Here is a 22,807-nt window from a genome sequence, read left to right as displayed (position 1 = left end):
GCAGAAGGACGAGACGATGCGCCGTGTGCTGGCCTCCTTGGCCGTACTCCTGTCTTCCCTCCCCGCCCTCACGGCATGCGGTGGCAGCGACTCCCCCAGCGATGGCGCGGACTCCGGCCCCGAGGTCGTCGAGGTGACGATCCAGGGCGAGAGCGTCACCCCCAACGGCGAGCGGGTCGAGGTCGCCGTCGGGCAGGACGTCGAGCTCGACGTGACCGCGGACGCCCCGGGCGAGATCCACGTGCACTCCACACCCGAGCAGGAGCTCGAGTACGAGGCCGGCGAGTCGACGCTGACCATCAAGGGCATCGACAAGCCGGGCACGGTCGACGTCGAGTCGCACAACCTCGAGAAGGTCATCGTCCAGCTCGAGGTCCGATGAGGGCCTGCTGAGTTGTCTCCTGACGGCATCACCCTCGCGCACGGGATCGGTGGCGCGAAGGACCTCCCGATCTCGCCGGAGCTGGCGATCGCGGGAGCCAGCGCCGCCCTAGTCGTCTCCTTCACGGTCCTGGCGGTCGCCTGGCGCACCCCGCGGTACGACGCGGCCACCAGCGGCCGGCCGGCGCCGACGCTGCTCGGCCGGCTGGTCGACTCCACCGGCTGGCGGGTCGCCTGCCGGGTGTTCGGCATGGTGGTCTTCCTCTGGGCCGCGATGGCCGCCGTGTTCGGCAAGGACCTGGTGATCAACCCGATCTTCGGGATCTTCTACGTGTGGTGGTGGGTCGGCCTGGTCCCGCTGTCGGTGCTGCTCGGCCCGGTGTGGAAGGCGATCAGCCCGGCCCGGACCATCAACCTGGCGTTCGCGAAGGTCTCCGGCAGCGACCCGGACCGCGGGCTGCTGACCTACCCCGACCGACTCGGCTACTGGCCGGCCGCGCTCGGCCTGTTCGCGTTCGTGTGGATGGAGCTCGTCTACCCGTTCTCCACCGAGCTCGGGCCGGTCCGGCTGTGGTGTGCGGCGTACGTCGCGGTGATGCTGGTCGGCGGCGCGCTGTTCGGCACCACGTTCTACGAGCGCGCCGACCCGTTCGAGGTCTACTCCACCCTGGTCTCCCGGCTCTCGGTGTGGGGCCGGCGCGGTGACCTGCTGGTGGTCCGCAGCCCGCTGGCGAACCTGGACACGACGCCGGCCCGCCCGGGGCTGGTGGCGGTGGTCGCGGTCCTGTTCGGCAGCACGGCGTTCGACTCGTTCAAGGACTCCACCCGGTGGCTGTCCTTCGTGCAGTCCACCGACACCTCGTCGTACCTGCTGAACAACCTGGCGCTGCTGGCGTTCTGCGTCGGCGTCGGCCTGGTGTTCGTGGTCGGCTGCGTGCTCACCGGGCTCGGTGACGACCTGCGCCGCCGCGAGCTGCCGAACCTGCTGGCGCACTCGGTGGTGCCGATCATCGTCGGCTACATCATCGCCCACTACCTGCGCTACCTCGTCGAGGTCGGCCAGCTGACGCTGGTGCAGGCGAGCGACCCGTTCAGCGACGGCAGCAACTACCTGGGGACGGGGAACTTGGACCCGGTCTACTGGTTGGCCTACCACCCCACGTTCCTGGCGAACGTCAAGGTGCTCGCGGTGGTCGTCGGGCACGTGCTGGGCGTGATCGCGGCCCACGACCGGGCGATCAAGATCCTGCCGCCGCGGCACCAGCTGACCGGTCAGCTGCCGCTGCTGTTCGCGATGGTGGCGTTCACCGTCGGCGGGCTCTACCTGCTGTTCGCGGCCTGAGCCTGCGCCCGCCGAGCACCGGGCGCCGGGAGGTCCGCCGGTGCGCCGGTCGAGCCCCGCGGCGACAGGGCGTCCACGAGCCGCGCGACCGCCCGGCCGAGCGATGAGTCGCCCACCTCGACGAGGGTGCGGCCGCTCACGAGTGCCCGGTCGACGGCCACCTGGTCCTCGGGGAGGAAGTGCAGGCCCGCGACCCGGGCGAAGCCGTGGACCATCCCGGCGATGTCGCGCTCGGACCAGCCGAGCGTCCCGCGCATCCGGTTGACGACGACGTGGACCGGGCGTCCGGCCGTCAGGTCGCGCAGCTCGACCAGGCCGCGCGCCAGCCGGGACAGGCCGACCGGGTCCGCTGCACCGACGACGACCACCTCGTCGGCCACCTCGAGCGCGCCCAGCGTCATCTGGTTGCGGGCCGGGCGGGTGCCGAAGTCCGGCGCGGCGTCCTCCTCCAGGCTGAAGCCGGTGTCGACGACCACCTCGGCCTGCTCACGGCCGACCTCCAGCAGGTGCTCGATCGCGCCGACCCGCACCTCGACCCACCGGTCACCCCGGGGCAGGCCGGTGACGACGCTGAGGTGGGGGTCGATGCCGCGCTGGACCGAGGCGAACCGCTCCTCGAGCTGCCCCGAGGAAGCGAGCCGAGCCGCGGAGAGCAGGCCGGAGACCTCGTCGAGGATGCCGAGCTGCTGGGCGACGGCGCCGCCGTACGGATCGGCGTCGACCAGGACGGTACGGCGTTGCCGGCGGGCGGTCTCGGCCGCCAGGGCGGTCGCGACGGTGGTCCGCCCCGGTGCACCGGCCGGGCCCCAGACGGCGATCACCCGGCCGGGTAGCGCCGGCGTACCGGGTGCCGGTCCCGACGGAGGCGGACTCGGGGGTCCGGCAGGTGGCGGTCCGAGCGGGGCCGGCGGCCGGACCGCGGTGGCCGGGGACTCCTCGGCGAGGACGGTCTCGACCAGGCGGTCGAGGTCGTCGTCGGTGACGACCCGGTGCACGCCGATGCGCGCGGCCCGGAGCCGCCCGCCGTCGAGGGTGACGCCGCCGGGGGCGATGGCGACCGGGCGGACGCCGTGCTTGCGGAGCAGGTCGACCGCGCTGCGGTCCAGACCCGGGGCATCCAGGCCGAGCACGGCGACGTCGGCCTGTCCCGCCGTCGCCGCCGCGAGCAGGTCGTCGATGTCGACGCAGCGCTTGAGCACGACGATGCCGGGGTGGTCGCCGAGCCGACGCAGGGCGGCCGGCTCCCACGCCGCCCCCGAGGCGACGATCAGGACGAGCGCACGGTCGGCCACGGGTCAGCCTCGGCGAACCACGGTGAGGACCGGCGCCTCGGTGCGGCCCAGCTGGTCGAGGAAGGCGGCCGCATCGGCCTGCGGTACGGCGAGCACCAGCTGGCGGTGCCCGCTCGCCGACCCGAACGTCGTGTCGATGCCGGGTGCGTCGACCACCGTCGCGCCGGCCAGCGCCGGCCCCGTGTGGTCGCGGTTGCCGCGGCCGACGAGGTAGACGTCGACGACCGACCCGGCGCGCACCGAGGGCGGCACCAGCTCGACGTCGACCGCCACCGGCAGCTCGACCGTGTCCGCACCGTCGTCGGCGGCGCCGAGCGCGGATCGTGGCAGCAGTTCCCCTGCCGTCACGCCACGGACCAGCCGCAGGTCGGCGGGCAGCTCGTCGTCGAGGGTGAAGTAGCGCCCGAGGTCCTCCGCGTCGGCGAACCGAACCCGGTGGGCGACCAGGTCGCCGGCGTCCAGCTCCGCCCCCGGGCCCGCATCGCCCGAGACCGCCCACACCGACACCGTGTCGTCGGCGGCGGCGAGCAGCCGCGCGCCCGCGACGACGGAGACGGCGACGATCAGGACCCCGACCCAGAGCCGCGGATCGCGCCAACCGGCCCGGGTCGCGCGCGTCGCCGGCGGGACCGGGGCGACTCCCCCGATCTCCGGACGCTGCGCCGGCCGCCGAGTCACCCGCTCATCATCACCACACTCCGGCGCATCGAAACCCGTCCTCCACAACCCGTCGTCCGGCCGGTCGTCCGGCCGGTCGTCCACAACCGGCCCGGCCGGCCCCGCGCCCGGCCCTTCCAGGTGCGACGATGACCCCATGGCCGGCCCCCGCTTCCTCACGCTCGCCGACGTCGCCGAGGTCCTCAACACCTCCAGCGCGCAGGTCTACGCCCTGGTCCGGCGCGGCGACCTGCCCGCGATCAAGATCGGCGGCCGGGGCCAGTGGCGGGTGGAGTCGGCCCAGCTCGAGGAGTTCATCGAGCGGATGTACGCCGAGACCCGCACCTTCGTCGACGAGCACCCCTACGTCGAGTCCGACACCCGCTCCGAGGCCGACGCCTGACCGCGCATGGGTGTCGACTTCGTCGCCACGACCCGGACCCCTGGGCCGAAACCGGAACTTCTGGCCCGAAGTTTCGGCCCAACAGTTCCGGTTTCCCCGGTTCACCGGGGAAACCGATCACCGCGAGCCCTGGCCACCGCGGACGCGAAGCTCAGCCGGTCTCGGCGCCCAGGGTGAGCGAGATGGTGCGCTCCTGACCGTCCCGCAGGATCGTGAACTCCACAGTCTCCCCCGGCTGGTGGGTGCGGATCGCGACGATCAGGGCGATGCCGTCGGTGACCCGCTCGCCCTCGACCTCGATGATCACGTCGCCCTTGCGCAGGCCGCCCCTCTCGGCGGGGGTGTCGGGCATGACCTCGTCGATCTCGGCGCCGTTGCCGTCGTTCTGCCCGGTCTGCACCTGCGCGCCGATGACCGGGTACTTCGCCTCGCCGGTGCGCAGGATCTGGTCCGCGGTGACCCGCACCTGCTCGATCGGGATCGCGAAGCCGACGCCGATGTTGCCGGACTCACCGCCGATGCCGCCGCCGGTCGTCGCGATCGCGGAGTTCACGCCGACGACCTGGCCGCGCAGGTTCACCAGCGGCCCCCCGGAGTTGCCGGGGTTGATCGCCGCGTCCGTCTGGACCGCGTTGATGTAGGAGGAGTCGTTGCCGGCGTCGCCGGTGGTGACCGGCCGGTGCAGCGCGCTCACGATCCCGGCGGTCACGGTCGAGCTGAGCCCGAGGGGCGAGCCGATGGCGACCACGCCCTCACCGACCCGCAGCTCCTGGGAGGCACCCAGGGCGGCCGGCGTCAGGCCCTTCGCCTTCGGCGAGTAGAGGACCGCCAGGTCGTAGACCGGGCTGCGCCCGACCACGGTCGCGGGGTAGCGGTTGCCGTCCTGGTCGACGATCTGGATCGGGCCGTCGGCCTCGTCGGCGTCGGCCACCACGTGGTTGTTGGTGATCACGTGCCCCTGCCGGTCCAACACGAAGCCGGAGCCGGTGGCCCCGCCGCGCTGGCCCTCGTACTCGGCGGAGATCTGCACGGTGCTCGGCAGCAGCCGCGCGGCGACCGCCTCGATCGACCCGTTGTCCGCCGACAGCGGCGCCTCGGAGACGGTGTCGACGCCGGCCAGGCCGCTGCTCACGGTGCCCGGCTCGTCCTCGCTGAGCTGATCGTAGGCGAGGCCGCCGAGCGCGCCACCCACGAGCCCGAGGGTGAGGGCGAGCACGCAGACCACGGGCCACAGCCAGCCGGGGACCCGGCCGCGCGGGGCCAGGTGGCCCGGTGGCGGGCCCGACGGAGGACCGAACGACGGCCCGAAGGGCTGCTGCTGGCCGGCGTACGGCGCTCCCGGCGGCAGCCCGGCCCACCGGTGCGGAGGGGACTGCACGGTGGGCGGCAGCCAGCTCGGCGGCCGCGGACCCGCGGGCGGTCCGGCCGGCGGTGCGACGGGTGGTGCCGCCGGCGGCGCGGCGGGGGGTTCTGCGGGCGTGGCCGGGGGCGTGGCTGGCGGCGGCCCGAGGGGCGCGGCCGCCAGCGGCTGCGTCGACTCGTCGTCGCGGGGCTCGTCCTGCGTCACGGCACTATCTTGACCCGCGCCGCGAAATCCGGGACCGGCGGGCTCGCTACCGCTTCGCCTGTCGGGTGACGTGGGCGGCCGGCACCGTCGGCGTCGGCGTCCGGGGAGCCTGGGTGTTCGTGATCGAGGTGAGCGGCGCCCGCCGGTCGATGGTGGGGGCGTCGGCGGGCGCGACCCCGAACACCAGGACGCCCATCACCGCGGCGCCGACGGCGCCGCCGCCGATGGCGGCCAGGCCGAGGTTGCGGCGTCGGTGGTCGGCCGGCGCCGCCATCGTGAGGCACGCCGAGCCGCAGCCGGCCGAGGCGTCGATCAGCGAGCCCTTCAGCCAGGCCGGGGCCGCGGGCGCGGCGACCTCGAAGGAGAGGCCCGCGAGCCGGGTCTTGATCCAGCCCTCGCGCTCGACGAGGTCGCGGCACGCGTGGCAGCCGTGCACGTGCGCCCAGGCCCGCTCGGTCTCGTCGGTGGAGAGCTGACCGTCGAGCAGGGCGCTGGTGCGCGAGCCCAGGTGGTGGCCGATCACGTCGCGGACCCCCAGCCCGAGAGCAGCGGCCCGGCCGCGGGACCGGCGTACCGCACCCGGCCGGCGCTCGGCGCCCGGTGCGCGAGGGCGGAGCGCAGCATGGCGCGGCCGCGGTGGATGCGGGAGCGGACGGTGCCGAGCTTGGCGCCCAGGATCTCGGCGATCTCCTCGTAGGCGAGCCCCTCGACGTCGCAGAGGACGACCGCGGCGCGGAAGTCCGGCGGCAGGGTCGCGAGGGCACGCTCGATGTCGTCGTCGAAGGTGCGGTCGGCGTACGCCGCATCCGGGCTCGGCGAGGAGCTGGTGAGCCGGTCGGCGCGCTCGTCGGAGAGGGCGTCGAAGCGGATCCGCTGCTTGCGCCGGGCCTGGTCGAGGAAGAGGTTCGTGGTGATGCGGTGCAGCCAGCCCTCGAAGGTGCCGGGGGTGTAGGTGGACAGCGAACGGAACACCCGGACGAAGACCTCCTGGGTGAGGTCCTCGGCGTCGTGGCGGTTGCCGGTCAGACGGTAGGCCAGCCGGAACACCCGGTCGGAGTGCTGCTCGACGATCTCCTCCCAGGACGGGACGCCCTCGGCCGGTCGGTCGGCAGGACCGCCCGCAGCGGGGGTCACCGGCGTGTCCATGGGTGCCTCCTGGAGGGGCTGCTGGCGCTTGCGTGCCTGGGGGAACAGGGTCTTGTCCTTCCTCACCGTAGAGACCTCTGCTGAGAGGAACCTGTGAGCATCGTGTCTCTTTCGCCTGCTCTTCGCGCGGGTGGTGCGGGTCTCTCGCGAGGCCGGTGCGACCTCATCCAGGAGAACGTGCGCGGCTCCCGCGGCGTTCCCGTCGGTCGCGGTACGGTGAGTCCGCCGATCCCAGGAGGCCGCCATCACCACGCCGATCAAGCCCGCGAGCTGGTCCTACGCCGAGGCGTACGTCGTCGAGGACGACGTCCTCGCCGCGGCCCGGTCCCGTGCCGAGGAGGTCGGGGTCGTCCCGATCGGTCCCGGCGGGGGCGCCGCACTCCGCTTCCTCGCCTCGGTGCTCGACGCGCGGGCCGTCGTCGAGATCGGCACCGGCACCGGCGTCTCCGGGCTGTGGCTGCTGCGCGGCATGCGCGCCGACGGCGTGCTGACGACCGTCGACATCGAGGCCGAGCACCAGCGCCTGGCCCGCCAGTCGTTCACCGAGGCCGGCATCGCCGCACAGCGGGCCCGGACCATCTCCGGCGCGGCGCTCGACGTACTCCCCCGGCTGACCGACGGCCACTACGACCTGGTGTTCTGCGACGGCGACAAGGCGGAGTACTCCGCCTACCTCCAGGAGGCGCTGCGGCTGCTGCGCCCCGGCGGTGTGGTCGCCTTCGACAACGCGCTGTGGCACGACCGGGTGGCCGACCCTGCCCAGCGCGACGAGGACACCGTGGCGATCCGCGAGCTCGGCCGCCAGGTCGCCGAGCACGACGACCTGGTCGCCGTCCTGCTGCCTGTCGGTGACGGTCTGCTGGTCGCCAAGAAGGAGTGGAACCCGGGGGCTTAGGGGCCCGGCGTCGGTTTCCCCGGTTCACCGGGGATGTTGGAACTTCTTGCCCGAAACTTCGGCCCAACAGTTCCGGTTTCCCCGGTTCACCGGGGAAACCGGACCCCGGCCACCGGCGAACCTCAGTAGCGGCCGGCGGCGAGGAACCCGTCGCCACCCTCGGCGACGGCGACGATGTCGCACTCCTCGATCAGGATCGGGGCGCTGCCGATGATCTGGGAGCCGGGCGACTCGGCGGCCGTCTGGGAGAACGCCTCCTGGAACGCCGCCCGGGCCTCGTCGCTGACGAAGACGTAGCAGCCCTCGAACCACTCCCCCGGACGGCACCGCCAGGTCTTGAAGCGCAGCCCCGGCTGGCCGGTGAACCGCGCGTGCGAGCTGTCGGCGACGTACGACGCGAGCTGCTCCTCGACCCCGGCGGGGGCGTCGGCGAGCGACCAGCGGACGGTGAGACCCTTCATGATCCGACTCCTTCGAGGGGGTGCCCGGTGCCGAGCCAGGCGAGCAGGGCGCGGGCGCCGAAGCCGGTCGGCCCGGTGGTCCACTCGTGCCGCTCGTCCGGGGAGTCGCCGGCCGACGCGATGTCCAGGTGCGCCCAGGGCAGGTCGCCGACGAAGTGCTGCAGGAACAGGGCGGCCACGATCGCGCCGGGCCCGCTGGGGGCGTTGTCGGCGTCGGCCACGGTGGAGGAGAGCTTGGGCTCGTAGACGCTCGCCAGCGGGAACCGCCACAGCGGCTCGCCGGCCCGCTCCGCGGCGGCGACCAGGGTCGCGGCCAGCGCGTCGTCGTTGGCGAACAGGCCGCCGGTCCGCTGGCCGAGGGCGACCTTCATGGCGCCAGTCAGCGTCGCGACATCGACCACGGCGTCCGGCTTCACCTCGGCGACGGCGTACGCGAGAGCGTCGGCGAGCACCAGCCGCCCCTCGGCGTCGGTGTTGGTGACCTCGCTGGTGCGGCCGCCGTAGTGACGGATCACGTCGCCGGGCCGCAGCGCGTCGCCGCCGATGGCGTTCTCCGCGGCGACGACCAGGCCGACCACCCGCACCGGGCAGTCGACGGCGCTCAGCGCGGCCATCGTCGCGAGCACGACGGCGCCGCCGGTCATGTCGCGCTTCATGTTCACCATCGCCTCGCCCGGCTTGATCGACAGGCCGCCGGTGTCGAAGGTGATGCCCTTGCCGACCAGCGCGACGGTGGGCGTACGGCGGCCCGCCTTGCGCGGGCTGTAGTCGAGGCGGATCAGGCGGGGCGGCGTCGCCGAGGCCCGGCCGACGCCGAGCAGGCCGCCGAATCCCTCCTCCGCGAGCCGGTGCTCGTCCCACACGGTGACCTCGAGGCCGGCCTCGCGGCCGATCTGCTCGGCCTGGTCGGCGAGCCAGGGCGGGTTCTTGAGGTTGGACGGCACCGTGGCCAGCAGCCGCGAGCGCCAGCCGGCGCCCCCGATGGCCACCGCCCGGTCGAGCACCGGCGCGAGCGGCCGCGGGTCAGGCAGCCCCGCGAGCACGACCCGCTTCACCGGCTGGTGCGGGGGCGGGCCGGAGCGCCAGCTGAACCCGAACGAGCCGAGCATGGCGCCGACCACGAACGCCTCCAGCCCGTCGTCCGGGGCGATCGCCGGGACCGTGGTCGCCAGCGACCTGCGGTCGTACGTCGCCCGCGCGAGGGCCGCCCCGGCGCGCCGGAGGTCCGCGGCCGTCTGGGCGCCGACGCCGGCGAGCAGCACGCATCGCAGCCCCGCGTTGTCCGGCGTACCGAGCGGCACGGGCACCGAGAGGATCTCGCCGGCCGCACCGGTCGCGCCGTCACCCTCGAGGTACGCGAGCAGGTCGAGCCCGAGCTGCTCGCCGAGCTCGGCCGCACCGGGACCCAACGCGACCGGGCCGCCGTCGTCGCCGGGGAGCACCGGTAGGGCCACCACCTCGACCCCGAGGATGGCGTGCGGGAGCGCCGCGCTCAGCGCGAACTCGGGTGGGGAGACCTGGCTCGGGAGGGCCGGTGAGGACGGGGCCGATGAGGGGGCCGATGAGGGGGTCGCAGGCACCGGGGTCAGCCGACGACGTCCTTGAGGGCATCCCCGAGAGCGCCTGCTTCCTCGGCGTTCAGCTCGACTACGAGGCGGCCACCGCCCTCGAGCGGGACGCGCATCACGATGCCGCGCCCTTCCTTGGTGACCTCCAGCGGACCGTCGCCTGTCCGCGGCTTCATCGCCGCCATCCGCGCACCTTCCTCTTGTGATGTGGCAGCGGGCCTCCGAGGACCCGGCTGCGCCGTACGCACGGACCATTATCCCCTATCCGACGGTGACGCGGAGCACAGCCCGCCCGGAGCCCGGCCGGGCTACTGGCACACTCCTGACATGCAGGCCCGCTCGGCGCTCTTCGACGTGTACGGCGACCACCTGCGCGCGCGCGGCAGCGAGGCCCCGGTGGCCGCGTTGGTGCGGCTCCTGGACCCGGTCGGCATCGCGGCCCCGGCCGTGCGCACGGCGATCTCCCGGATGGTGATGCAGGGCTGGCTCGAGCCGGTCCAGCTCGACGGCGGCCGCGGCTACCGCACCACCACGCGGGCGGACCGGCGTCTCGACGAGACCGGGCGTCGCGTCTACCGCCGCGACGCACCCGCCTGGGACGGCCACTGGCACCTGGCGTTCGTCAGCCCGCCGCCGGGCCGGGCCGCCCGGGCCCGGCTGCGCGCCGGGCTCACCTTCATCGGGTACGCCGAGCTCGCCGACCACGTGTGGGTCACCCCGTTCGAGCGGACCGAGCTCGGCTCGGTGCTGGACCGCGAGCGCGCCAGCGCCACGACCGCGCGGGCCGACCGCTTCGACCCCCCGCCGACCGGCGCCTGGGACCTGGCCGCCCTGCGGCTGGCCTACGAGGGGTGGCTGCAGGCCGCCGACGACCTGGTCGAACAGCACCTCGCCGCCCACGAGGACCCCGACGAGGCCGCGTTCGCGGCCCGGTTCCACCTCGTCCACGAGTGGCGCAAGTTCCTCTTCACCGACCCCGGGCTGCCCGACGCCCTGCTGCCGCGCGACTGGCCGGGCCACGCCGCGGCCGAGCTGTTCGCGGGCGCGGCCGGCCGGCTCAAGCCGGGGGCCGACCGGTTCGTGGCCCGCTGCCTGGGCGACTGACACCGCCGTACCCGCCGGCCCCCGGCCCTCGGCCCGACCTGACAGGATGCCCGCATGACCGAGCCCTCCGTCCTCCTCGACGTCACCGACGGCGTCGGGACCATCACGCTCAACCGTCCGGACGCCTACAACAGCCTCGACGTGGCCACCAAGGAGCTGCTCCTCGAGACGGTGCGGGCCGTGGCCGACGACCCGGCGGTGCGCTGCGTGGTGCTGACCGGCAGCGGCAGGGCCTTCTGCACCGGCCAGGACCTCAAGGAGCACATCGAGCTGCTCGAGAACGGCGGCAGCGACCTGCTGTTCACGACCGTGGACAAGCACTACAACCCGATCGTGACCACGCTGGCCGGCATGGCCAAGCCGGTGGTCGCGGCCGTCAACGGGGTCGCGGCCGGCGCCGGGGCCAGCCTGGCGTTCGCCTGCGACCTGCGGATCCTGGCCGACACGGCCGGCTTCAACCTCGCCTTCGCCAACGTCGCGCTGTCCTGTGACACCGGCGCGAGCTACCACCTCCAGCGGCTGGTCGGCCGCGCGAAGGCGCTGGAGCTCCTCTACTTCCCGAGCACCGTCCCCGCCGCGGACGCGCTCGAGCTGGGTCTGGCCACCCGGGTGGTGCCGGCCGACGAGCTGGCCGCCGAGGTCGGTGCCCTGGCCAGCCGATTGGCCGCCGGCCCGACGGTCGCGCTGGGGGCGATGCGGCAGTCCGTCGCGTACGCCGCCGGGCACTCCTTCGAGGAGTCGCTGGAGCTCGAGAGCGCGATGATGCAGAAGACCGGCGCCACCGCCGACCACCGGGCCGCGGTCGCCGCCTTCGTCGCCAAGCAGAAGCCGGTGTTCGAGGGCCGGTGAACCGGTGTCCAGGGGTCGGTGAGCCGGGCCGGGACCCCGTCGCTCGGGGGCGACTCAACCCCGCCGGGCACCCCAGATGGAGAGCACCTGCTTCGGCGCGATCCTGCGCATCAGCCGCGTGGACGGGTGCGCGCCGTACTCGACGGTCAGCGCCGAGCCCCGGAACTGGTGGTTGTACCAGCCGGTCATCGTGCCGTGGCAGACGCCGCCGCAGGTGAAGGACTTGCGCGGCAGGTTCAGCTTGTCGGCGACCCGCCGGGAGAACCGCGCGTTCTTGGTGTCGGTGTCGACGCCGTGCAGCGGCTGGTGGAAGCTGACGATCCAGCGCGGCTTGATCTGCTTCAGGAACTTCATCACCGCTCGGGTCTCCGGCTCGGAGCCGGGCCGCGGCCCGGACTCGTAGCTGCCGTCGAGGTCGGCCCAGCGGTAGGGGAAGTTGCGGTTGAGGTCGACGCCGTGGGCGTTCTTGCGGGTGTGCCGCGCGAGCCCGTCGGGGTTGTAGATCGGCAGCACCCACAGGTTGAGCCCGTGGATCGGCCGGCCGTCGCGCAGCGTGGCGAGGATCTGCCGGGGGTGGCCCTCGTTGCCGTGCATGGTGGAGATCAGCAGCGCCTTCGGCCGGCCGCGCTCCCCGAGCCGGAAGGCCTTGATCGGCCGGCCCCGCACGGAGTGCCCGATCACCCGGACCTCCTTGACGGCCGGCCGGTCGTCGGGGGCGCGCACGGCGTACGACGCCGTCGGCACGCCGGCGAGCAGCCCGGTGGCGAGGGTGACGGTGAGGGCGGTGGCGAGCAGGGTCCCGAGACGCATGGGCACCGACCCTAGAACATCGGGCCGGATCATCCGCGCGCCGGTCAGACCGCGGCGGTGAGGTAGGCCCAGGTGAAGACGCCGACGCCGACGAGCATCCCGACGTGCGCCAGGATCGAGAGCCCCGGCCCCTCGGACCAGGTGTCCTCGCGTCCCTCCGACGCGTGCCGCCCGCGGCTGGGCAGCCACCGCACCAGGATCAGCAGGCCGGCGACGACGACCACCCACCACAGCGCCAGCGCGATGATCCCGACGGTCTCGCTGCCCGCCGCGGAGTCCTCGCCCGCGACCAGGAAGACCAGCCACAGGACCAGCGCCAGGGCCCCGGCGCCGGTGTGCACGTTGAGCAGCCCGCTGCCCATCTGCAGGCGCCCGGCGCCGCCGTCCTGGCGACCGAGCCGGAGCCGGGTCAGCACGATCACCACGGCCGCCAGCCCGGTGAGGACGTAGACGATCACCTCGGTCGACACGTGCGCAGTGTGCCCTACGCGTGGGGTTCGCCGCCATGACGGGGCGGGGACCCGGGACGTTCATCCTCCGGACCGCGGCCGTTCTCCAGCTGCGAGGCGAGCCGGTCGAGCAGCGCGTCGACCTCCGACATCCGGTAGCCGCGGACCGCCAGCGGGAACCGCACCCGCCGCAGGTCCTCGGCCGTCACCGGCCCCTCCGCGGGCACACCGGCGTCGGGGCGGTCGTCGTACACCTCGGCCAGCGGGGCCCCGCGTCCGGCCGCGACGACCGCGATCCCGCCCAGCGCCAGCACGATCAGCACCGCGAAGAACCACATCACGGCCTACTCACCGTCCCGGCGGCCGGCGACGATCCACGCGATCGCCTCGTCGATGTCGTCGGTGACCAGGAGCGAGTCGAGGTCGGCCTGCTTGATCCGGCCGTCGGCGAGCATCGAGTCGCCCATCCAGTCCAGCAGCCCGGCCCACTCCGCGACCCCGAGCAGCACGATGGGGAACGAGGTGATCTTCTGGGTCTGCACCAGCGTCATCGCCTCGAACAGCTCGTCGAGGGTGCCGAGCCCACCGGGCAGCGCGATGTAGCCCTGGGAGTACTTCACGAACATCGTCTTGCGGACGAAGAAGTAGCGGAAGTTGATGCCGACGTCGACCCAGCCGTTGAGCTCGGCCTCCCAGGGCACCTCGATCCCGAGCCCGACGCTGATGCCGCCCGCCTCGCTCGCGCCCTTGTTGGCCGCCTCCATCACGCCGGGCCCGCCGCCGGTGATCACCGCGAACCCGGCCTGGACGAGCTTGCGGCCGACCTCCTCGCCGACGGCGTACGCCGGGTGGTCGGCCGGGGTGCGGGCGGACCCGAACACCGAGATCGCGGGGCCGAGCTCGGCCAGGGCGCCGAAGCCCTCGATGAACTCGGCCTGGATGCGCAGCACCCGCCACGGGTCGGTGTGCACCCAGTCGGCCGACCCACGACTGTCGAGCAGCCGCTGGTCGGTGGTGACCGCGTCCACCTGGGCGCGGCGCTGCAGGATCGGGCCCTTGGACTTCGAGCGCACCATCTCAGCGTCCTTCCAGCCAGGCCCGGAGCCGGGTCTCGCAACGCTCGATCTGCTCGATCGGCACGTGCTCCTCCTGCTTGTGCGCGAGCACCGGGTCGCCCGGCCCGTAGTTCACCGCCGGGATGCCGAGCCCGGTGAACCTGGCCACGTCGGTCCACCCGAACTTCGGGTTGACCTCGCCGCCGACGGCGTCGACGAACGCCTTCGCGGCCGGCCGGTCGAGCCCGGGCAGCGCGCCGGGCGCCGAGTCGGTGACGGTGACGTCGAAGCCGGCGAAGAACTCGCGGACGAACGCCTCGGCCTCGGCCTCCGAGCGGTCGGGGGCGAACCGGTAGTTGACCGCGACGACGCACTCGTCGGGGACCACGTTGCCGGCCACGCCGCCGCGGATGCCCACCGCGTTCAGGCCCTCGTGGTACTCCAGCCCGTCGATGACCGGCCGCCTGGCGGCGTACCCCTCGAGGCGGCGGAGCACCTCGCCGGCCCGGTGGATCGCGTTGACGCCGCGCCAGCTGCGCGCGGAGTGGGCGCGCTCGCCGGTGGTGCGCACGTCGACGCGCAGCGTGCCCTGGCAGCCGGCCTCGACGCCGGCGTTGGACGGCTCCATCAGGATCGCGAAGTCGGCGGCCAGCAGCTCGGGGTGGCTCAGCGAGAGCAGCCGCAAGCCGTTGTGCTCGGCCTCGACCTCCTCGGCGTCGTAGAGCAGGTAGGTGACGTCGCGGGTGGGCTCGGTGACGGTGGCGGCGAGCCGGAGGATCACCGCGTCGCCGCCCTTCATGTCGCAGGTCCCGAGGCCGTGCAGGAGCCCGCCCTCGCGGCGGGCGGGGAGGTTGTCGTTGACCGGCACGGTGTCGAGGTGGCCGGCGATCACGACCCGCTCGGGCCGGCCGAGGTCGGTGCGGGCGACGACGGTGTTGCCGTGCCGGGTGACGGTCAGGTGGGGGTACGCCGCGAGCGCCGTCTCGACCGCGTCCGCGATCGCCTGCTCGTTGCGGCTGACCGACTCGATGTCGACCAGCCGCTCGGTCAGCGTGACGACGTCGGTCGTGAGGTCGATCCGGTGCATGCCCTCATCCAACCAGCCGCGGGACTATCGACCGAACTAGAACTCGTTCTAGTATCGGCCGCATGCGTAACGGACTCGTCCTGTTCACCTCCGACCGCGGCATCACGCCGGCCGCGCTCGGCGCCGCGGCCGAGGAGCGGGGCTTCGACACGTTCTACGTGCCCGAGCACACCCACATCCCGGTGAAGCGGGAGGCGGCCCACCCCAGCACCGGCGACGAGACGCTGCCCGACGACCGCTACCTGCGCACCCTCGACCCCTGGGTCTCACTGGCCACGGTCGCCGCGGTCACCTCGCGGATCCGGCTCTCCACCGCGGTGGCACTGCCGGTCGAGTCCGACCCGATCACGCTGGCCAAGCAGATCGCCACCCTCGACCACCTCTCCGGCGGCCGGGTCGACATCGGCGCCGGCTTCGGTTGGAACACCGACGAGCTCGCGGACCACCACGTCCCGGCCGCGCGCCGCCGTACGGTGCTGAAGGAGTACGTCGAGGCGATGCGCGCGCTGTGGACCCAGGAGGAGGCGTCCTACGACGGGGAGTTCGTCTCGTTCGGGCCGTCCTGGGCCTACCCCAAGCCGGCCGGCCACATCCCGCTGGTGATCGGCGCCGGCGGCGGGCCGAAGACGTTCCGGTGGATCGCCGAGCACGCCGACGGCTGGATGACCACGCCGACCCAGGCCGACATCTCGGCCAACATCGAGGCGCTGCACAAGGCCTGGGCCGACGTCGGCCGCGAGGGTCGGCCCGAGATCCGGATCCTGATCGCGTTCAGGCCCGACCCCGCCGACCTGATGGCCTGGGCCGAGGCCGGCGCCACCGAGCTGATCTGGGGCGTGCCCGACAAGGCCCCCGACGAGGTCCTCGCCTCGCTCGACCGCCTCGCCGGCCGCCTGGGCCTCACCTGACCCCAACGCCGAGTCGGCGCATCTTGCCCGCCCCAGCACGCCGAGTCGGCGCGTCATGCCCCACCCGGTCCCCAGGTGCTGTGGACAGGCGGGCAGTTTGCGCCGACTCGACCCCTTCAGCCGGGCAAGACGCGCCGACTCGAGCCTCGCAGGCGGGCAGTTTGCGCCGACACGGCTAGGCCTTCGCGACCGTGATGGTGGGCTCGGGGCCGTCGGCGGCGACCACGTCGTACGACGTCGCCAGGGTCTCGGCGGTGATCAGCTGCTCGTGCGTCCGAGCGGCGTCTTGCACCTCGTCCGACCCGCCGATCGTCAGCGCGATCCGGTCGGAGACGTCCAGGCCCGCGTCCTTGCGGGCCTGCTGGACTGCACGGACCAGGTCGCGGGCCAGGCCCTCGGCCGCGAGCTCGGGCGTCACCGTGGTGTCCAGCACCACGAACCCGCCGCTGCGCAGCACGCCGGTCGCGGACCCGCCGTCGGCGGACCCGGCGACGGTCTCGAGGGTGTACTCGCCCTCGGCCAGCACCAGCCCGCCGGAGGTGACGGTGCCGTCGTCGGCGACCGACCAGTCGCCGGACTTCGAGCCCTTGATGGCCGCCTGCACGTCCTTGCCGAGCCGCGGGCCGGCCGCGCGCGCGTTGACGGTCAGCCGCTGCTCCACGCCGTACGACGAGGCCTCGGGCGACTCGGTCGCGAGCAGCCGGACCTCCTTCACGTTGACCTCGTCGCGGACGATCGCCTCGAACCCGGCCAGCGCGGCCGGGTCGTCGACGACCACGGTCAGGGTCGACAGCGGCAGCCGGTTGCGCAGGCTGCCGGCCTTCCGCAGCGCCGACGTGGCCGAGCAGACCTCCCGGACCTGGTCCATCGCGGACACCAGCTTGGGGTCGACCGGCAGCGACTCGGCCAGCGGCCAGTCCGCCAGGTGCACCGAGCGGCCGCCGGTCAGCCCGCGCCAGACCTCCTCGGTCGCCAGCGGCATCAGCGGCGCGGCGGCGCGGCAGACCGTCTCGAGCACCGTGTAGAGCGTGTCGAAGCTGTCCGCGTCGCCCTCCCAGAACCGGTCCCGCGAGCGGCGGATGTACCAGTTCGTGAGCACGTCGAGGAAGGACCGGGTGGCGTCGCACGCGTCGGCGACGGCGTACCCGTCGAGCGCCTCGGTCATCTCGGCGACGAAGTCGTGCAGCTTCGCGAGGATGTAGCGGTCCATCGGGTGCTCGGAGTCGGTGCGCGCGACGGCGTCGTGGCCCTGCCCACCCTCGGCCGCGTTCGCGTAGAGCTGGAAGAAGTACCAGCTGTTCCACAGCGGGATCAGCACCTGTCGCACCGAGTCGCGGATGCCCTGCTCGGTGACGATCAGGTTGCCGCCGCGCAGGATCGGCGAGGACATCAGGAACCAGCGCATCGCGTCCGCGCCGTCGCGGTCGAAGACCTCGCGCACGTCGGGGTAGTTGCGCAGCGACTTCGACATCTTGTTGCCGTCCGAGCCGAGCACGATGCCGTGGCTGATGCAGTTCTCGAACGCCGGCTTGTCGAAGATCGCCGACGCCAGGATGTGCAGGGTGTAGAACCAGCCGCGGGTCTGGCCGATGTACTCGACGATGAAGTCGGCCGGGAAGTGGTGGGCGAACCAGTCGGCGTTCTCGAACGGCACGTGGTTCTGCGCGAAGCTCATCGAGCCCGAGTCGAACCACACGTCGAGCACGTCGGCGACCCGGCGCATCGTCGACTTTCCCGTTGGGTCGTCGGGGTTCGGGCGGACCAGGTCGTCGACGTAGGGCCGGTGCAGGTCCGGCTCGCCGGCCTGGTTGCGCGGCAGCGTGCCGAAGTCGCGCTCGAGCTCCTCGAAGGAGCCGTAGACGTCGATGCGGGGGTACGCCGGGTCATCGCTCTTCCACACCGGCACCGGGCTGCCCCAGAACCGGTTGCGGGTGATCGACCAGTCGCGGGCGTTCTCCAGCCACTTGCCGAACTGGCCGTCCTTGATGTGCTCGGGCACCCAGTTGATCTGCTGGTTGAGCTCCATCATCCGCTGCTTGAACGCGGTCACCTCGACGAACCACGACGAGACGCCCTTGTAGATCAGGGGTTCGCGGCAGCGCCAGCAGTGCGGGTAGCTGTGGTCGTAGGTCTCGCGCCGCAGCAGCACGGTGCCGGGCGTCACCGAGCCGCCGCCGTCGCGGAGGTGCTCGATGATCGGCAGGTTCGCGTCGAAGACCTGCAGGCCCTCGTAGTCGGTGACCGGGAACGTGAAGCGGCCGTCCTTGCCGACCGGCATCACCGCCTCGATGCCCTCGCGGTCGGTGACGACCTTGTCGTCCTCGCCGAAGGCGCCGGCGGTGTGCACCAGCCCGGTGCCGTCCGTGGTGGTCACGAACTCCGCCGCGACGACCCGGAACGCCTTCGGGTGCCCGCGGTAGTAGGAGAACGGCGGGTCGTAGGTCAGCCCGACCAGGTCCGCGCCCGGCCCCCGCCACACGACCTCCGGCGACTCCCCGAGCTCGCGGGAGTACGCCGCCAGCCGGGCCGCGGCGAGCAGGTAGCGCTCCGTCTTCTCCGGGCCGTCCACCGCCACGACGACGTACTCGATGTCGTCGCCGACCATCACCGCGAGGTTGCTCGGCAGCGTCCACGGGGTCGTCGTCCAGATCAGCAGCTTGGTGCCCTGGAACGGGCCCTCGGTGGTGATGTCGTAGCCGACGGTGACCGCGGGGTCCTGCCGCGTCTGGTAGACGTCGTCGTCCATCCGCAGCTCGTGGTTGGACAGCGGGGTCTCGTCGTTCCAGCAGTAGGGCAGCACCCGGAAGCCCTCGTAGACCCAGCCCTTCTCGAAGAGCTGCTTGAACGCCCAGATCACCGACTCCATGTAGTCGGGGTTCATCGTGCGGTAGTCGTTGTCGAAGTCGACCCAGCGGGCCTGGCGGGTGACGTACTCGCGCCACTCGCCGGTGTACTTCATCACCGAGGCGCGGCACGCCTCGTTGAACTTCTCGATGCCCAGCTCGAGGATCTCGTCGGTGGTCTTGATGCCGTTGAGCCGCATCGCCTCGAGCTCGGCCGGCAGGCCGTGGGTGTCCCAGCCGAAGCGCCGCTCGACCCGGCGGCCGCGCATCGTCTGGTAGCGCGGGATCAGATCCTTGACGTAGCCGGTGAGCAGGTGGCCGTAGTGCGGCAGGCCGTTGGCGAACGGGGGGCCGTCGTAGAAGACGAACTCGTTGGCGCCGTTCTCGCCGGCGTCGCGCTGGTCGATGCTGGCCTGGAACGTGCCGTCCTGCTCCCAGAACGCGAGGATGCGCTCCTCGATCTCCGGGAAGCGGGGGCTCGAGGGCACGCTGCCGGAGTCGTTCTTCGGGTAGGTCATCTGGGCTCCTGCGGTTCGGTCGATCCTCCACCGCAGGGACGATCCGAGGACCGCGGTACCACCCTGCTTGCCCCCGAAGGGACCGCTCCTTCACAGCTGTGACGGGCCTACCCGTCCGGTTCTACTGGGTCTCGTGGACCGTTCTTCCGGAGGCTCGCCGCTGATGACGGCTCGAACGCCTGTGGCCACAGGGTACGGCGTGCGCGCGCCGGTCCGCCAATCGCATTCAGTCGCCCAGGAGCCGGCGCAGGTCGATCGGCACCGTCACCCCGGCGAGCTCGACCTCGGCGGTCGGATGATCGTCGTCCACCCGGGCGAGCAGCTCCCACTCGCCGTCGGCGTTGCGCCACAGGTCGATGGCCCGCAGCCATGGGTCGACCACCCAGTACTGCCCGATGCCGCCCTTCGCGTACTCCATCGGCTTGCGGATCGTGTCCTCGGACCGGGTCGCGAGCGACAGCACCTCGGCCACCATCAGCGGTGGATCGGACACGCAGCCGTCCTTCGGCTCGGTGTCGGTGAGCATGACGTCGGGGAGACGCACCCGGTTGCGGGGCAACCTGAGATAGACCTCAGTCACCACATGGTGCTCGGGGAAGAGCGGCACCAGGAGCGCACCGAACTGCATGACCGCTCGACCATGTCTGAACAGTGGCGGCGAGTTCATGATGACCGCCTCGCCGTCGACCCACTCCGCCCGCGGCCACTCGGGCAGCTCCAGGAACTCCTCCCAGGACATGCGGACTCGGCGCAGCGGCTCTTCGCGCTGGACCGACACGGCCACTCCTCGACGGCTCGACACATCCGGACTCCTTCCATTCTGGACCCGAGAGCAGGACGACGGAAGCGTGTCACCGCCGACCGACAACCCGATTGCGTTCTCCACACCCGGCTGGTCGAGTAGACGCATGAGTGAGCCCGAGCGGCCGGACCGCCGCGACTACCGGTCCACCCACGGCGAGCGCGACACGGTGCTGACCTACCTGCGCAACTACCGGATCACGTTCGAGATGAAGTGCGAGGGCCTGGACCCCGAGCAGCTCGCCCGGCGTGCCGTGCCGCCCTCGACGCTCTCGCTGCTGGGCCTGCTGAGGCACCTCGCGAAGGTCGAGCACAGCTGGAACCGCCGGGTCCTGCAGGAGCGGATGGACCTGCCGCGGCTGTACTGGTCCGCGGACACGCCCGACCTGGACTTCGACGGAGCCGCCCCCGACCCGGACCTGGTGGCGGACGCCTGGGAGTCGTGGCGCCGCGAGGTCGCCGACGCCGACGCGTGGCTGGCCGCGGAGCAGGACTGGGGCCGGCTGGTCCCCGTGCACGGCGAGCCGACCGAGGTGCGCGACATCGCCGTGCACCTGGTGGAGGAGTACGCCCGGCACTGCGGCCACGCCGACCTGCTCCGCGAGTCCGTGGACGGCCGCACCGGCCAGTGACCGCGGCGCCCTAGGGTGTACGCCGTGACTGCGACAGCTGCGACACGGCCCAGCACTGCCTGGGGCTTCGGCCTCGCGACGATCGACGGCGCGGGCACGGTCCTCGACGTCTGGTTCCCGTCCCCCGCCCTGGGCGAGGCGCCGGCCGACGCGGTGACGCCGGCGGAGCTGAGCGCGCTGCAGAGCCGCGACAAGGACCGCGGGGTGACCCGCGAGGTGCTGCTGGTCGAGATCGCGGACCTGCAGGCCCCGCCGACGGCGACCGAGGACGTGTGGTTGCGGCTGCACCTGCTGTCGACGCGGCTCGTCGTACCCCACTCGGTGAACCTGGACGGCGTCTTCGGCCTGCTCACGAACGTGGTGTGGACCAGTGCCGGCCCGTGCGCCGTCGAGGGCTTCGAGGCGACCCGGGCGCGGCTGAGCGCGAACGGGCGGCACCTCACGGTCTTCGGCGTCGACAAGTTCCCGCGGATGGTCGACTACGTGCTGCCCAGCGGCGTCCGGGTGGCCGACGGCGACCGGGTGCGGCTCGGCGCGCACCTGGCCGAGGGCACCACGGTGATGCACGAGGGCTTCGTCAACTACAACGCCGGGACGCTCGGCGCCTCCATGGTCGAGGGCCGGATCTCCGCGGGCGTCGTCGTCGGCGACGGCTCCGACGTGGGCGGCGGCGCCTCGGTCATGGGCACCCTCTCCGGCGGCGGCAAGGAGGTCATCTCGATCGGCCGGCGCTGCCTGCTCGGCGCCAACGCCGGCATCGGCATCTCCCTGGGCGACGACTGCGTGGTCGAGGCCGGGTGCTACGTCACCGCCGGCACCAAGGTGACCGTGCGCGACCTGGACGGCAAGCCCAAGGTGGTCAAGGCGCTGGAGCTCTCCGGCGCCAGCAACGTGCTGTTCCGCCGCAACTCGGTCACCGGAGCGATCGAGGCGGTCCCGTGGCAGGGCGGCGGCATCGAGCTGAACGCCGCGCTGCACGCCAACTGATCGGTTTCACCCGACCCTGACACTTGCCTCATGGTGACCCGGACGGCGACGGCATGAGGACGCGCACGGGTGTCGCGCTGCTGGGACTCGCCGCCGTCGGGGTGGTGGCGGCCGTGGGGTACGGCGTGCTCGACCACGTCTCCCCGCTGTTGCAGCGCGACGAGTGCACCGCGACCGTCAGCGGCCGCGCCGTGCACCTGTCGGTCGAGCAGGCCGAGAACGCGGCGCTGATCACCGCGATCTCGGTCGGCCGCGGGATGCCGGCCCGGGCGGCGACGATCGCCCTGGCCACGGCGTACCAGGAGTCGAAGCTCTACAACGTCGAGTCCGGCGACCGCGACTCGCTCGGGCTGTTCCAGCAGCGGCCCTCCCAGGGCTGGGGGACGGCCGAGCAGGTGCTGGATCCCTACTACGCGACCAACGCGTTCTACGACGCCCTGGAGAAGATCGGCGACTACGAGTCGATGCGGGTGACCGTCGCGGCCCAGGAGGTGCAGCGCTCCGGGTTCCCCGAGGCGTACGCCGACCACGAGGCCGACGCCCGGGTGCTCGCCTCGGCCCTCACCGGGAACTCCCGCCACGCGTTCACCTGCCGGATCTCGGACCCGCCCGACGCCGAGCCGGACCGGCTGCGCGACTCGGGGCTGACCCGCCGCGCCGACGTCGTACGCCGGGAGGTCGGGCAGCTGTTCGGCCAGCCGCCGATGGGCGGCTTCGCCCAGGGCGGGGTGTCGACCGGCCACATGGAGGGGTCCACGCACTACGGCGGCCGCGCGATCGACGTCTTCGTCCGGCCGGTCAGCGCGGAGAACAAGGTCCGCGGCTGGGCGATCGCGCAGTACCTCGTGGCCATGGCCGACCGGCTCGGCATCCAGCACGTGATCTTCGACGACCGGATCTGGACCTCCGGCAGCTCCTCCGACGACGGCTGGCGCGACTACGACCCGCCCGAGCGGGCCGGGGACCGCGCGATCCTCGAGCACCGCGACCACGTGCACGTCGACGTGTTCGACTGATGAGCCGGGCCGCCATCGCAGGGAATCTCGCCCGGT

General features: G+C 72.9%; 25 protein-coding genes. 10 read left to right on the top strand and 15 right to left on the bottom strand.

The annotated features are described in order from the left end of the window. Positions 1-16: 16 nt before the first annotated feature. Together NOCA_RS07570 and NOCA_RS07565 are read left to right on the top strand one after the other, a co-directional pair. Complete coding sequence (locus NOCA_RS07570; protein WP_011754679.1) at positions 17-382, top strand: hypothetical protein; 366 nt, start codon at positions 17-19, stop codon at positions 380-382. A gap of 12 nt (positions 383-394) precedes the next feature. Continuing rightward, positions 395-1,723 carry a hypothetical protein gene (locus NOCA_RS07565; RefSeq protein WP_011754678.1) on the top strand — a complete coding sequence of 443 codons (1,329 nt, stop codon included), beginning with the start codon at positions 395-397 and terminating at the stop codon, positions 1,721-1,723. Here NOCA_RS07565 and NOCA_RS07560 read toward each other — a convergent pair. Both NOCA_RS07560 and NOCA_RS07555 read right to left on the bottom strand, forming a co-directional pair. After that, complete coding sequence (locus NOCA_RS07560) at positions 1,702-3,015, bottom strand: AAA family ATPase (RefSeq protein ID WP_011754677.1); 1,314 nt, start codon at positions 3,013-3,015, stop codon at positions 1,702-1,704. The genes NOCA_RS07565 and NOCA_RS07560 overlap by 22 nt on opposite strands. Before the next feature lie 3 nt (positions 3,016-3,018). Continuing rightward, positions 3,019-3,693 carry a hypothetical protein gene (locus NOCA_RS07555; protein ID WP_011754676.1) on the bottom strand — a complete coding sequence of 225 codons (675 nt, stop codon included), beginning with the start codon at positions 3,691-3,693 and terminating at the stop codon, positions 3,019-3,021. A 136-nt stretch (positions 3,694-3,829) separates the two neighbouring features. On the opposite strand from NOCA_RS07555, the gene NOCA_RS07550 reads away from it, so the two are divergent. After that, positions 3,830-4,075, top strand: coding sequence for a helix-turn-helix domain-containing protein (locus tag NOCA_RS07550; protein WP_011754675.1), 246 nt, complete (start codon positions 3,830-3,832; stop codon positions 4,073-4,075). Between the two features lie 151 nt (positions 4,076-4,226). On the opposite strand, the gene NOCA_RS07545 is transcribed toward NOCA_RS07550, so the two are convergent. The 3 genes from NOCA_RS07545 to sigE are packed head-to-tail and all read right to left on the bottom strand — an operon-like array spanning position 4,227 to position 6,854. After that, positions 4,227-5,642 carry a S1C family serine protease gene (locus tag NOCA_RS07545; protein WP_011754674.1) on the bottom strand — a complete coding sequence of 472 codons (1,416 nt, stop codon included), beginning with the start codon at positions 5,640-5,642 and terminating at the stop codon, positions 4,227-4,229. A 46-nt stretch (positions 5,643-5,688) separates the two neighbouring features. After that, entirely contained in the window at positions 5,689-6,165 is a 477-nt protein-coding gene (locus NOCA_RS07540) for a hypothetical protein (RefSeq protein ID WP_011754673.1), read from the bottom strand. Continuing rightward, positions 6,162-6,854 carry an RNA polymerase sigma factor SigE gene (sigE, locus tag NOCA_RS07535; RefSeq protein ID WP_011754672.1) on the bottom strand — a complete coding sequence of 231 codons (693 nt, stop codon included), beginning with the start codon at positions 6,852-6,854 and terminating at the stop codon, positions 6,162-6,164. The genes NOCA_RS07540 and sigE overlap by 4 nt, the downstream gene beginning before the upstream one ends. A 178-nt stretch (positions 6,855-7,032) precedes the next feature. Between sigE and NOCA_RS07530 the strand changes: the two genes are divergently transcribed. Further along, positions 7,033-7,683 (top strand): O-methyltransferase, encoded by a 651-nt coding sequence (locus NOCA_RS07530; RefSeq protein WP_041546364.1) that lies wholly within the window; start codon positions 7,033-7,035, stop codon positions 7,681-7,683. Positions 7,684-7,805: 122 nt separating this feature from the next. Here the strand turns inward: NOCA_RS07530 and NOCA_RS07525 are convergent, their stop codons facing one another. The 3 genes from NOCA_RS07525 to NOCA_RS26435 are packed head-to-tail and all read right to left on the bottom strand — an operon-like array spanning position 7,806 to position 9,897. Further along, a complete protein-coding gene (locus NOCA_RS07525) occupies positions 7,806-8,144 on the bottom strand; it encodes a hypothetical protein (protein WP_011754670.1) in 339 nt (112 codons plus the stop codon). Then, positions 8,141-9,724: a leucyl aminopeptidase family protein gene (locus NOCA_RS07520; RefSeq protein WP_011754669.1), complete on the bottom strand. Its 1,584-nt coding sequence runs from the start codon at positions 9,722-9,724 to the stop codon at positions 8,141-8,143. The genes NOCA_RS07525 and NOCA_RS07520 overlap by 4 nt, the downstream gene beginning before the upstream one ends. A gap of 5 nt (positions 9,725-9,729) precedes the next feature. Then, positions 9,730-9,897, bottom strand: a complete 168-nt coding sequence (locus NOCA_RS26435; RefSeq protein WP_082574674.1) for a DUF3117 domain-containing protein — start codon at positions 9,895-9,897, stop codon at positions 9,730-9,732. Between the two features lie 142 nt (positions 9,898-10,039). On the opposite strand from NOCA_RS26435, the gene NOCA_RS07515 reads away from it, so the two are divergent. Beyond that, positions 10,040-10,816 carry a PaaX family transcriptional regulator gene (locus tag NOCA_RS07515; RefSeq protein WP_011754668.1) on the top strand — a complete coding sequence of 259 codons (777 nt, stop codon included), beginning with the start codon at positions 10,040-10,042 and terminating at the stop codon, positions 10,814-10,816. A 54-nt stretch (positions 10,817-10,870) separates the two neighbouring features. Further along, complete coding sequence (locus NOCA_RS07510) at positions 10,871-11,665, top strand: enoyl-CoA hydratase-related protein (protein ID WP_011754667.1); 795 nt, start codon at positions 10,871-10,873, stop codon at positions 11,663-11,665. 54 nt (positions 11,666-11,719) lie between these two features. On the opposite strand, the gene NOCA_RS25580 is transcribed toward NOCA_RS07510, so the two are convergent. The 5 genes from NOCA_RS25580 to dapE are packed head-to-tail and all read right to left on the bottom strand — an operon-like array spanning position 11,720 to position 15,066. Further along, positions 11,720-12,475, bottom strand: coding sequence for a M14 family zinc carboxypeptidase (locus NOCA_RS25580; RefSeq protein WP_049774264.1), 756 nt, complete (start codon positions 12,473-12,475; stop codon positions 11,720-11,722). 44 nt (positions 12,476-12,519) lie between these two features. Beyond that, entirely contained in the window at positions 12,520-12,945 is a 426-nt protein-coding gene (locus tag NOCA_RS07500; protein WP_011754665.1) for a hypothetical protein, read from the bottom strand. Positions 12,946-12,959: 14 nt separating this feature from the next. Beyond that, the gene (locus NOCA_RS07495) at positions 12,960-13,262 is read right to left on the bottom strand and encodes a DivIVA domain-containing protein (protein WP_011754664.1); all 303 of its coding nucleotides are present in this window, start codon (positions 13,260-13,262) and stop codon (positions 12,960-12,962) included. 6 nt (positions 13,263-13,268) lie between these two features. After that, positions 13,269-14,000, bottom strand: a complete 732-nt coding sequence (locus NOCA_RS07490) for a TIGR00730 family Rossman fold protein (protein ID WP_011754663.1) — start codon at positions 13,998-14,000, stop codon at positions 13,269-13,271. A gap of 1 nt (position 14,001) precedes the next feature. Beyond that, a complete protein-coding gene (gene dapE / locus NOCA_RS07485; protein WP_011754662.1) occupies positions 14,002-15,066 on the bottom strand; it encodes a succinyl-diaminopimelate desuccinylase in 1,065 nt (354 codons plus the stop codon). Positions 15,067-15,128: 62 nt separating this feature from the next. Between dapE and NOCA_RS07480 the strand changes: the two genes are divergently transcribed. After that, on the top strand, positions 15,129-15,974 hold the full coding sequence (locus tag NOCA_RS07480; protein ID WP_011754661.1) for an LLM class F420-dependent oxidoreductase: 846 nt from the start codon (positions 15,129-15,131) through the stop codon (positions 15,972-15,974). Between the two features lie 175 nt (positions 15,975-16,149). On the opposite strand, the gene ileS is transcribed toward NOCA_RS07480, so the two are convergent. After that, positions 16,150-19,335 (bottom strand): isoleucine--tRNA ligase, encoded by a 3,186-nt coding sequence (ileS, locus tag NOCA_RS07475; RefSeq protein ID WP_011754660.1) that lies wholly within the window; start codon positions 19,333-19,335, stop codon positions 16,150-16,152. A gap of 226 nt (positions 19,336-19,561) precedes the next feature. After that, a complete protein-coding gene (locus NOCA_RS25575; protein ID WP_158305643.1) occupies positions 19,562-20,113 on the bottom strand; it encodes a Uma2 family endonuclease in 552 nt (183 codons plus the stop codon). Positions 20,114-20,243: 130 nt separating this feature from the next. Between NOCA_RS25575 and NOCA_RS07465 the strand changes: the two genes are divergently transcribed. The 3 genes from NOCA_RS07465 to NOCA_RS07455 are packed head-to-tail and all read left to right on the top strand — an operon-like array spanning position 20,244 to position 22,771. Continuing rightward, entirely contained in the window at positions 20,244-20,768 is a 525-nt protein-coding gene (locus NOCA_RS07465) for a DinB family protein (protein ID WP_011754658.1), read from the top strand. A gap of 24 nt (positions 20,769-20,792) precedes the next feature. Continuing rightward, positions 20,793-21,755, top strand: a complete 963-nt coding sequence (gene dapD, locus NOCA_RS07460) for a 2,3,4,5-tetrahydropyridine-2,6-dicarboxylate N-succinyltransferase (RefSeq protein ID WP_011754657.1) — start codon at positions 20,793-20,795, stop codon at positions 21,753-21,755. A gap of 53 nt (positions 21,756-21,808) precedes the next feature. Continuing rightward, a complete protein-coding gene (locus NOCA_RS07455; protein ID WP_011754656.1) occupies positions 21,809-22,771 on the top strand; it encodes a hypothetical protein in 963 nt (320 codons plus the stop codon). The last annotated feature ends 36 nt before the right edge of the window (positions 22,772-22,807 follow it).

Source organism: Nocardioides sp. JS614, from assembly GCF_000015265.1.
Taxonomy (GTDB): Bacteria; Actinomycetota; Actinomycetes; order Propionibacteriales; family Nocardioidaceae; genus Nocardioides.
Note: the sequence above shows the minus strand (reverse complement) of the source record. Positions and strands in the feature narration are given on the sequence as shown.